The organism is Streptomyces sp. NPDC008163 (genome assembly GCF_042956885.1).
Taxonomy (GTDB): Bacteria; Actinomycetota; Actinomycetes; order Streptomycetales; family Streptomycetaceae; genus Streptomyces; species Streptomyces drozdowiczii_A.
On sequence record NZ_JBIBHG010000002.1, the window covers coordinates 116381 to 127806 of the forward strand.

The 11426-nt window shown below is 71.5% G+C and carries 5 protein-coding genes; 4 read left to right on the forward strand and 1 reads right to left on the reverse strand.

The features are described 5' to 3' along the window. Positions 1-67 precede the first annotated feature (67 nt). Positions 68-1744: an alpha-amylase family glycosyl hydrolase gene (locus tag ACFZAT_RS05685; RefSeq protein ID WP_391260594.1), complete on the forward strand. Its 1677-nt coding sequence runs from the start codon at positions 68-70 to the stop codon at positions 1742-1744. Next, on the forward strand, positions 1729-2799 hold the full coding sequence (locus ACFZAT_RS05690; RefSeq protein ID WP_391260597.1) for a substrate-binding domain-containing protein: 1071 nt from the start codon (positions 1729-1731) through the stop codon (positions 2797-2799). The genes ACFZAT_RS05685 and ACFZAT_RS05690 overlap by 16 nt, the downstream gene beginning before the upstream one ends. A 55-nt stretch (positions 2800-2854) precedes the next feature. Here ACFZAT_RS05690 and ACFZAT_RS05695 read toward each other — a convergent pair whose 3' ends face one another. Further along, positions 2855-3685 (reverse strand): hypothetical protein, encoded by an 831-nt coding sequence (locus tag ACFZAT_RS05695; RefSeq protein ID WP_391261656.1) that lies wholly within the window; start codon positions 3683-3685, stop codon positions 2855-2857. Between the two features lie 549 nt (positions 3686-4234). Between ACFZAT_RS05695 and ACFZAT_RS05700 the strand changes: the two genes are divergently transcribed. Beyond that, positions 4235-5950, forward strand: a complete 1716-nt coding sequence (locus tag ACFZAT_RS05700) for a carbohydrate-binding module family 20 domain-containing protein (RefSeq protein WP_391260600.1) — start codon at positions 4235-4237, stop codon at positions 5948-5950. Positions 5951-6044: 94 nt separating this feature from the next. Beyond that, positions 6045-11369, forward strand: coding sequence for a pullulanase-type alpha-1,6-glucosidase (gene pulA, locus ACFZAT_RS05705; RefSeq protein WP_391260603.1), 5325 nt, complete (start codon positions 6045-6047; stop codon positions 11367-11369). Positions 11370-11426: the final 57 nt, after the last annotated feature.

The window sequence follows — 11426 nt, forward strand, 5'->3', positions numbered from 1 at the left end:
TCACGGTGGCGCCGGAATCCCGACCCGGTCCCGGCGCCACCCCCCACCCAGACACCCCAGGGACGACATGACCCAGCACCTCGCTGCCCCCTCCACCGGCACGTCCGACGACGCCGCCGGCCACCGCACCGGCTGGTGGCAGGACGCGGTGATCTACCAGGTCTATCCGCGCAGCTTCGCCGACGGCAACGGTGACGGCATGGGCGATCTCGCAGGCGTACGCGGCAGACTCCCGTACCTCAAGGAGCTCGGCGTCGACGCGGTCTGGCTCAGCCCGTTCTACGCGTCCCCGCAGGCGGACGCCGGGTACGACGTCGCCGACTACCGGGCCATCGACCCGATGTTCGGCAGCCTCCTGGACGCCGACGCGCTGATCCGCGACGCCCACGACCTGGGCCTGCGGATCATCGTCGACCTGGTGCCCAACCACTCCTCCGACCAGCACGAGTGGTTCAAGCGCGCGCTCACCGAGGGCCCCGGCTCCGCGCTGCGCGACCGCTACCACTTCCGCCCCGGCAAGGGCGCCGACGGCGAACTCCCGCCCAACGACTGGGAGTCCATCTTCGGCGGCCCCGCCTGGACCCGCACGGTGAACCCGGACGGCACCCCCGGCGACTGGTACCTCCACCTCTTCGCGCCCGAGCAGCCCGACTTCAACTGGGAACACCCGGCCGTCGCCGACGAGTTCCGCTCGATCCTGCGCTTCTGGCTCGACATGGGCGTCGACGGCTTCCGCGTGGACGTCGCGCACGGCCTGGTCAAGGCCGAGGGGCTGCCCGACCTCGGCACCCACGACCAGCTGAAGCTGCTCGGAAACGATGTCATGCCGTTCTTCGACCAGGACGGGGTGCACGAGATCTACCGCAGCTGGCGCGTCATCCTCGACGAGTACCCCGGCGACAGGATCGCGGTCGCCGAGGCGTGGACCCCGACCGTCGAGCGCACCGCCAACTACGTGCGCCCCGACGAGATGCACCAGGCGTTCAACTTCCAGTACCTGGCCACCGCCTGGGACGCCGCCGCGCTCCGCGAGGTCATCGACACCTCGCTCGACGCCATGCGCCCGGTCGGCGCCCCCACCACCTGGGTGCTCTCCAACCACGACGTCACCCGGCACGCCACCCGGTTCGCCAACCCGGCGGGCCTCGGCACCCAGATCCGCACCCCCGGCGACCGCGAGCTCGGTCTGCGCCGGGCCCGCGCGGCCAGCCTGCTGATGCTGGCGCTGCCCGGCTCCGCCTACGTCTACCAGGGCGAGGAGCTCGGCCTGCCCGACGTCACCGACCTGCCCGACGAGGCCCGCCAGGACCCGTCGTTCTTCCGGGCCGAAGGCCAGGACGGCTTCCGCGACGGCTGCCGCGTCCCGATCCCGTGGACCCGCGAGGGCTCCTCGTACGGCTTCGGTGCGGGCGGCAGCTGGCTCCCGCAGCCCACCGGCTGGGGCGAGCTGAGTGTCGAGGCGCAGACCGGCGCGGCCGGCTCCACGCTGGAGCTGTACCGGGCCGCGATCACCGCCCGCCGGGCCCACCCCGGGCTCGGCGCGGGCACCGAGGTGCGCTGGCTGGACGCCCCGGAGGGGCTGCTCGCCTTCGCCCGCCCCGGGTTCGTCTGCACCGTCAATACCACGGGCGCCCCGGTCCGCATCCCCGTACAGGGCACGGTCCTGCTGTCCAGCGCGCCGGTCCGGGCCGACGGCGACACGGTCGAGCTGCCCGCCGACACCACGGTGTGGTGGACGGTGTGACGACCGTCCCCCTGCCGAGGGGCCCCGGCGCGGGCGGTTCGCTGCGCCTGTCGGACATCGCAGGGCAGGCGTCCGTCAGCGAGGCGACCGTCAGCCGGGTCCTCAACGGCAAGCCGGGCGTCGCGGACACCACGCGTCAGCGGGTGCTCGCGGCGCTCGACATCCTGGGCTACGAACGGCCCGTGCGGCTGCGGCAGCGCAGCGCCGGGCTGATCGGCCTGGTCACCCCCGAGTTGACCAACCCGATCTTCCCGGCGTTCGCCCAGTCCGTGGAGCAGGTGCTCGCCGGGCACGGCTACACGCCGGTGCTCTGCACCCAGCTGCCCGGCGGCGCCACCGAGGACGAGCTGGTCGAGCAGCTGGTCGAGCGCGGCGTCGGCGGCATCGTCTTCCTGTCCGGGCTGCACGCCGACACCTCGGCCGATCCGGCGCGCTATGCCGCGCTGACCGAGCGCGGCGTGCCGTTCGTCCTGATCAACGGCTACAACGAGCGGATCAGCGCCCCGTTCGTCTCGCCCGACGACACCGCCGCGGTCCGGATGGCCGTGAGCCACCTCGCCGAACTCGGCCACCGCCGGGTGGGCCTGGCCATAGGGCCGCAGCGCTACGTCCCCTCGCGCCGCAAGCGGGACGGCTTCGTGGAGGCCGCGGTCTCCGTGCTCGGCCTGGACCGCGCGGACGCCGAACTCCTGGTCTGCTCGACGCTGTTCAGCGTCGAGGGCGGCCAGGTCGCGGCGGGCGCGCTGCTCGACCGCGGGTGCACCGGGATCGTCTGCGGCAGCGACCTCATGGCGCTGGGCGTCGTCCGCGCGGCCCGCGACCGCGGACTCGACGTACCGCGCGACGTGTCCGTGGTGGGCTTCGACGACTCGCAGCTCATCGCGTTCACCGACCCACCGCTGACCACCGTCCGCCAGCCGGTCCAGGCGATGGCGGCGGCCGCGGTGGGCGCGCTGCTGGAGGAGATCGGCGGCAGCCCCGTACAGCGCACGGAGTACGTGTTCCAGCCGGAGCTGGTGGTCCGGGGGTCGACGGCGGCGCTGCGGAACGCCTGAGCGGGCATACGAAGAGGGCCGGGTCCGGAGGGGGGACCCGGCCCTCGGGGCCGGGTCAGTCCTCGCCGTCGCCGTCCTTGAAGAGGCGTACGGTGCCGAGGATCTGGCGGATCGTGGCGTCGGAGACCTCGTCCGGGACGCCGTGGGCGCCGACGTAGCTCCAGGAGACGAACCTGCCCTCCGCGTTCTTGAAGGCGAACGTCACCGCCTTGCCGTCGGTGTCGCACTTGCCCTTCTTCGACGTGCCGGACGACGTGACCGTGACGAGGCTGCCCTCGACGCCCGACTTCGTACGGAACGACTCGGGCTCACCGACCGTCAGGTGCGACCGGTCGGGCTGGGTGTAGAGGCCGTAGACCCAGGTCTCGGCCGTGTCCTGGGCGGCCTCGGCCGCGCTCTTGGATCCCTGCTCCCCGGTGGTGCCGACCGAGGCGAGCGAGGACTCCTCGGGGGTGCCGTCCTTGTCGTCGTCAGAGGTGCACCACTTCTCCTTGAGGATCGCCGGGGCCGCCATCGCGACCAGCGGCTTCTCCTTCGGGTCGTCGTTCTCCGTCACGTAGCTCACCCAGTCCGCGGACTGGCGCTTCCAGGAGGCGGGCACGTCGAAGGTGATGCCGCGCTTGGCGTTGACCACGGTGTTCCAGCCGGGGACGAGCGGGGCGGAGCCGCCGCCTCCGGCGCCCCGGTCCGTGCCGCCGTCGCCCGCCGGCGCGCTCGCGGACGCGGTGGGCGTCGGCCGCGGGCCTGCCTCGTCGCTCCCGTCGTCGCGGAGGGCCAGGTAGCCCACGGCCGCGCAGGCCACGACGACCGCGGCGGACGCGGCCACCACGGCGACCGTGGTCCGGTTGCGGCGGGGGCGGGGAGGTTCGGGGGTGGTCATGCCCATCGTGGGCGCGGCATGCCAGTCGGGGGTGCCCCGGCCGGGCTGCGCCTGGGGCGAACCGGGCCGCGGACCCGGCGTGTTGGGCTGATCGGGGTGCGACTGCTGTCCTGGCCACATGGGGCGAGCCTATTCCCGGCCCCGGAACGGCCCGTGGCCCGGGGCGGCCGGTACAGGAGGGGCACCGGAAGTCGGCCCGGTCGGGCCGGCGGGGAGTGTGACCTCCGGCGCCCCTCTTGTTCTTCGACCGGCCCGGCCGGCCGGGCGCGTGGGGCCCGGGGTAACGGGACCCCCGGCCGGCCGGACCGGAGTCGGGAGAAACGTAACAGTGCTGCAATGTCTTGCGTAAGACCTTGCAGGAAGAAATCCACGGTATTTCGTGGATGTGAGCGGGTGATGTCCAAAGGGTTGACCGGGACCTGTCGGGCTCGTACGGTCTCGCTGCGGCAAGGTTTGCATTCTTGCAGCAAGAACCTTCAGGAGCCTTGAGGGCAGGGCGCGTTGCCGTAAGGGCTGAACCGTCACCCGCATTTCCCCCCACAGCAGGAGGAAAACATGGCCAGCAGACCCCTGTCTGCCGCGCTCGCCCTCGTCGCGGGAGCCGCCGCCCTCGTGGTCCCCGCCACGACGGCCGAGGCGTCCGCCCCGGGCACCAAGGACGTCACCGCCGTCCTCTTCGAGTGGAAGTTCGACTCCGTCGCCAAGGCGTGTACGGACACCCTCGGCCCGGCCGGCTACGGCTTCGTCCAGGTCTCGCCGCCCCAGGAGCACATCCAGGGCAGCCAGTGGTGGACCTCGTACCAGCCGGTCAGCTACAAGATCGCCGGGCGGCTCGGCGACCGTACGGCCTTCGCCCGTATGGTCAGCTCCTGCCACAGCGCGGGCGTCAAGGTCGTCGCGGACTCGGTCATCAACCACATGACCAGCGGTTCGGGCACCGGCACGGGCGGCACCTCGTACACCAAGTACAACTACCCCGGCCTGTACTCCTCGGCCGACATGGACGACTGCACCGCCCAGATCAGCAACTACGGCGACCGCGCCAACGTCCAGAACTGCGAGCTGGTCGGGCTCGCCGACCTGGACACCGGCGAGGACTACGTACGCGGCAAGATCGCCGGCTACCTCAACGACCTGCTCTCGCTGGGCGTCGACGGATTCCGCATCGACGCGGCCAAGCACATGCCCGCGGGCGACCTCGCCAACATCAAGTCCCGGCTGAGCAACCCGGGCGTCTACTGGAAGCAGGAGGCGATCTACGGGGCGGGCGAGGCCGTCTCGCCCGACGAGTACACCGGGAACGGCGACGTCCAGGAGTTCCGCTACGCCCGCAGCCTCAAACAGGTCTTCAACAACGAGAACCTCGCCAACCTCAAGAACTTCGGCGAGGGCTGGGGCTTCATGCCGTCCTCGAAGGCCGCGGTGTTCGTCGACAACCACGACACCGAGCGGGGCGGCGACACGCTGAACTACAAGGACGGCGCCAACTACACGCTCGCCAGCGTGTTCATGCTCGCCTGGCCCTACGGCTCGCCCGACGTCCACTCCGGCTACGAGTGGTCCGACAAGGACGCCGGACCGCCCAACGGCGGCACGGTGAACGCCTGCTACAGCGACGGCTGGAAGTGCCAGCACGCCTGGCGCGAGATCTCCTCCATGGTCGGCCTCCGCAACACCGCGCGCGGTGAGGCGGTCACCAACTGGTGGGACAACGGCGGCGACCAGATCGCCTTCGGGCGCGGCGCCAAGGCGTACGTGGCGATCAACCACGAGGGCTCCTCGCTGACGCGCACGTTCCAGACCTCGCTGCCCGCCGGCGACTACTGCGACGTCCAGTCCGGCAAGGGCGTCACGGTCAACGGCTCCGGCCAGTTCACCGCGACCCTGGGCGCCAACACCGCGCTCGCCCTGCACACCGGCGCCCGCACCTGCGGCGGCTCCACCGGCACCACCGACCCGGGTACGGAGACCGGCACCTCCGGCGCCTCCTTCGGCGTCAACGCCACCACCCAGCTCGGCCAGAACATCTACGTCACCGGCAACCAGTCCGCCCTCGGCAACTGGAACACCGGCAGCGCGCTGAAGCTGGACCCGGCGACGTACCCGGTCTGGAAGCTCGACGTGAACCTGCCCGCGGGCACCGTGTTCGAGTACAAGTACATCCGCAAGGACGCGAGCGGCAACGTGACCTGGGAGAGCGGCGCCAACCGCACGGCGACGGTGCCGTCCTCCGGCAGGGTCACCCTGACCACGGACGTCTGGCGCGGCTGACCTCCCGCCCTCCACCCCCGACCGCCGGACGGGCCGTCCCCCACGCGGCCCGTCCGGCACCGCACACCCCCGCACCCCTCCGAGGAGAGCCCGAGTGAAACGTCCGTACCCGCGCGTGCCCGCACGCAGAACGGCGACCGCCGTCGTCGCGGCCGCCCTGTGCGCGGCCCTGGTGCCCGCGCTGCCCGCCGCCGCGGCCAGGCCGCCCGCCGCGCCCTCGGACGCCAAGCTGGCCGCCCAGGCCACCCGGCACGATCTGACCCGCGAGCAGTTCTACTTCGTGATGCCCGACCGGTTCGCCAACGGCGACACCCGCAACGACCGCGGCGGGCTGACCGGTTCGCGTCTGGAGACCGGCTACGACCCCACCGACAAGGGGTTCTACCAGGGCGGCGACCTCAAGGGGCTGACCGACCGGCTCGACTACATCAAGGACCTCGGTACCACCGCCATCTGGCTCGCGCCGATCTTCAAGAACCGGCCCGTGCAGGGCACCGGCAAGGACGCCTCGGCCGGCTACCACGGCTACTGGATCACCGACTTCACCCAGGTCGACCCGCACTTCGGCACCAACGCCGACCTGACGAAGCTGATCGACAAGGCCCACCGCAAGGGCATGAAGGTCTTCTTCGACGTCATCACCAACCACACCGCCGACACCGTCGACTACGCCGAGAAGACCTACGGCTACAAGTCCAAGGGCGCCTACCCCTACCTCGACCGCGACGGCCGCCCCTTCGACGACGCCGCCGGCATCGCGAAGGTGGACGCCGACTCCTTCCCGTACAAGCCGGTGAGCGGCGGCGGCAAGACGCCGTCCTGGCTCAACGACCCGACGATGTACCACAACCGGGGCGACTCGACGTACGCCGGCGAGTCCACCACGTACGGCGACTTCTCCGGCCTGGACGACCTGTGGACCGAGCGGCCCGAGGTCGTCTCCGGCATGGAGAAGATCTACGAGAAGTGGGTCCGGGACTTCCGGATAGACGGGTTCCGGATCGACACCGTCAAACACGTCGACATGGACTTCTGGACCCAGTGGGCGACCGCGCTCGACGCGTACGCGGCCGAGCACGGCCGCAAGGACTTCTTCATGTTCGGCGAGGTCTACTCCTCGGACACCGCCGTCACCTCGCCGTACGTCACCCAGGGCCGGCTGGACGCCACGCTCGACTTCCCGTTCCAGGAGGCGGCCCGCCAGTACGCCTCGCAGGGCGCCCCGGCCTCGAAGCTCGCCGCCGTCTTCGGCGACGACTACCGGTACACCACCGACAAGGCCAACGCCTATGAGCAGGTGACCTTCCTCGGCAACCACGACATGGGCCGCATCGGGACCTTCCTCAAGCAGGACAACCCGGAGGCCGGTGACGCGGAGCTGGTGAAGCGCGCGGAGCTCGCCAACGAGCTGATGTTCCTCGGCCGGGGCAACCCCGTCGTCTACTACGGCGACGAGCAGGGCTTCACGGGCGCCGGCGGCGACAAGGACGCCCGCCAGACGATGTTCGCCTCGAAGACCGCCGACTACCTCGACGACGACGAGCTGGGCACCGACCGCACCCACGCCTCCGACGCGTACGACGAGAGCCACCCGCTCTACCGCAATATCGCCGCCCTCTCGAAGCTGACCCGGGACAACCCGGCGCTCCGCGACGGCGTCCAGACCGAGCGGTACGCCGAGGGCCCGGTGTACGCCTTCTCGCGCACGGACGCGAAGCGCGGCACCGAGTACGTCGTCGCCACCAACAACGGCACCTCCGCGAAGACCGTCGAGCTGCCCACGGGCTCCGCCCGCATGGACTTCCGTACGCTGTACGGCGGTTCCGGTACGGTCCGCAGCGGCACCGACCGGAAGGTCACCGTCACCGTCCCGGCCCTGTCCAGCCTCGTGCTCCGCGCGGCCGAGCCCCTCGCGGCACCGGCGGCCAAGCCCTCCGTCACCCTGAAGGCCCCCGCCGCGGGCGCCACCGGCACCGTCGAGCTGACCGCCGACGTGGACGGCGGCTCGCTCAACCGGGTCGTCTTCGCCGCCCAGACCGGCAACGGCAAGTGGACCACCCTCGGCACCGCCGACCACGCCCCGTACAAGGTCACCCATACGCTGAGCGGCAGGACCGCCGCCGGAACGCCGCTGCGCTACAAGGCCGTCGTGGTGGACCGCACCGGCCGCACCGCGAGCGCCACCGCCTCCTCCACCGCCGGGCAGGCCCCCGCCCCGGCCAAGCCCGTCGCCGTCGAGCGGGACTACGCCGTCGTCCACTACCGGCGCGCCGACGGCGACTACGACGGCTGGCAGGCCAGGTCCGGCGAGACCACCGCGGCCTTCGCCGGGCGCGACGCCTACGGCGCGTTCGCGTGGATCAAGGTGCCCGAGGGCGCCGCCACCGTCCCGTACACCGTCGAGAAGTCCGGCACCGCCGACGGGCCCGAGCGCTCCGTGGACCTGGCGAAGACCGGTGAGGTGTGGATCGCGCAGGGCGAGGACGGCCAGGCCGGGACCGCGCCCGACGGGGCCTACCCGGAGCAGGACAGGACCAAGGCGGTGCTGCACTACTACCGCGCCGACGGCGACTACGACGGCTGGGGCCTGCACACCTGGACCGGCGCCAAGGAGCCCACGGACTGGGCCAAGCCGCTCCAGCCCGTGAAGAAGGACGCCTCCGGGCTCACCTTCGAGGTCCCGCTCACCGACGGGGCCACCTCGCTCAGCTACATCCTGCACCGGGGCGACGAGAAGGACCTCCCCAGCGACCAGTCCCTCGACCTCGCCACGTACGGCCACGAGGTGTGGCTGCTCGGCGGGCAGGCCGGCTATCTGCTCCCGCAGGCCGGCGGCGTCCCGGCGCCCGACCTCACCAAGGCCGAGGCGCAGTGGATCGACGCCGGCACCGTCGTCTGGAAGGTGAAGGCCACCGAGGCCACCAGCCAGCAGCTCGTGTACGCGGAGAAGGGCGGCATCACCGTCGAGGACGGCGCCCTCAGCGACGAGGGCCAGTGGCTGCGCCTCACCCCGTCCGCGCTGACCGACGCACAGAAGGCGAAGTACCCGCACCTCAAGGACTACCCCGCCTTCACCGTCGACGCCCGGGACCGCGACCGCGTCCGCGACGCCCTGCGCGGCCAGATCGTCGCCACCCAGCGCGCCGCCAACGGGGCCCTGCTCGCCGCCACCGGGGTGCAGAGCGCCGGAGTCCTCGACGACCTCTACGGCGCGAAGGCGAGCGGTGCCGCGCTCGGCCCGGTCTTCCGCCACGGCACCCCCACCCTCTCGGTGTGGGCGCCCACCGCCCGTACCGTCGCGCTCGAACTCGACGGGAGGACCGTGCCCATGCGGCGCGACGACCGCACCGGCGTCTGGTCCGTCACCGGGAAGAAGAGCTGGACCGGCAAGCCCTACCGGTACGCCGTGAACGTCTGGGCGCCCACCGTCCAGAAGATCGTCACCAACAAGGTCACCGACCCCTACTCCACCGCCCTCACCACCGACTCCGCCCGCAGCCTCGTCGTGGACCTGGCGGACCCGAAGCTCGCCCCCAAGGGCTGGAACACCCTGCGCAAGCCCGCCGCCGTACCGCTGCGCGACGCGCAGATCCAGGAGCTCCAGATCCGCGACTTCTCCATCGCGGACCCCACCTCGCAGCACCCCGGCCAATACCTGGCCTTCACCGACACCCGCTCCGACGGCATGAAGCACCTGAAGCGGCTCGCCGACTCCGGCACCAGCTACGTCCACCTGCTGCCCGCCTTCGACATCGGGACCATCCCCGAGAAGAAGAAGGACCAGCAGAAACCGGCCTGCGACCTGTCCGTCTACGCCCCCGACTCCGCCGAACAGCAGGCGTGCGTGGCCGGGGCCGCCGCGAAGGACGCCTTCAACTGGGGCTACGACCCGCTGCACTACACCGTCCCCGAGGGCAGCTACGCCTCCGACCCGGACGGCACGAAGCGCACCGTCGAGTTCCGGCAGATGGTCCAGGGCCTCAACGGCGCCGGACTGCGGACCGTCATGGACGTCGTCTACAACCACACCGTCGCCTCCGGCCAGGACGAGAAGTCCGTCCTCGACCGGATCGTGCCCGGCTACTACCAGCGGCTCCTGGAGGACGGCACCGTCGCCACCTCCACCTGCTGCGCCAACACCGCCCCCGAGAACACCATGATGGGCAAGCTCGTCGTGGACTCGGTCGTCACCTGGGCCAAGGAGTACAAGGTCGACGGCTTCCGCTTCGACCTGATGGGCCACCATCCCAAGGCCAACATCCTGGCCGTCCGCAAGGCCCTCGACGCGCTCACCGTCGCCAAGGACGGCGTCGACGGCAAGAAGATCATCCTGTACGGGGAGGGATGGAACTTCGGCGAGATCGCCGACGACGCCCGCTTCGTCCAGGCCACCCAGAAGAACATGGCCGGCACCGGCATCGCCACCTTCTCCGACCGGGCCCGCGACGCCGTACGCGGCGGCTCCCCGTTCGACGAGGACCCCGGCGTCCAGGGCTTCGCCAGCGGCCTCTACACCGACCCCAACACCTCCACCGCCAACGGCACGCAGGCCGAGCAGAAGGCCCGCCTGCTGCACTACCAGGACCTGATCAAGGTCGGCCTCACCGGCAACCTCGCCGACTACACCTTCACCGACACCGCCGGGAACACCGTCAAGGGCTCCGGCGTCGACTACAACGGCGCCCCGGCCGGCTACGCCGCCGCACCCGGTGACGCCCTCGCCTACGCCGACGCCCACGACAACGAGTCCCTGTACGACGCGCTCGCCTTCAAGCTCCCGGCGGGCACCCCTGCCTCCGACCGGGCCCGCATGCAGGTCCTGGCCATGGCGACGGCGACCCTCTCGCAGGGCCCCGCGCTCTCCCAGGCCGGCACGGACCTGCTGCGCTCCAAGTCGCTGGACCGCAACTCCTTCGACAGCGGCGACTGGTTCAACGCCCTGCACTGGGACTGCCGGGCCGGCAACGGCTTCGGGCGCGGACTGCCGCCGGCCGCGGACAACGAGGCCAAGTGGCCCTACGCGAAGCCCCTGCTGACCAACGACACGGTCAACCCGGGCTGCGCACAGATCAACGGCGCGTCGGCCGCCTACCAGGACCTGCTCACCATCCGCACCACGGAGCGGGACTTCGGCCTGGCCAGCGCCGCGCAGGTGCAGTCCCGTCTCTCCTTCCCGCTCTCCGGCAAGGACGAGACCCCCGGCGTGATCACCATGCGCCTCGGCAGGCTCGTCGTCGTCTTCAACGCCGCGCCCGCCACCACCACGCAGAAGATCGCCGCGCTGGCCGGACAGGACTACGCCCTGCACCCCGTCCAGGCGAAGGGCGCGGATCCTACCGTCAAGAAGTCCTCGTACGAGCGGAGTTCGGGCAGCTTCACCGTTCCGGGACGCACGGTGGCGGTGTTCACCCTGCGCTGACCGCCACGGGACTACCGTATGGGCAGCCGCCCGGAGGTGTCGTGGAACGACACCTCC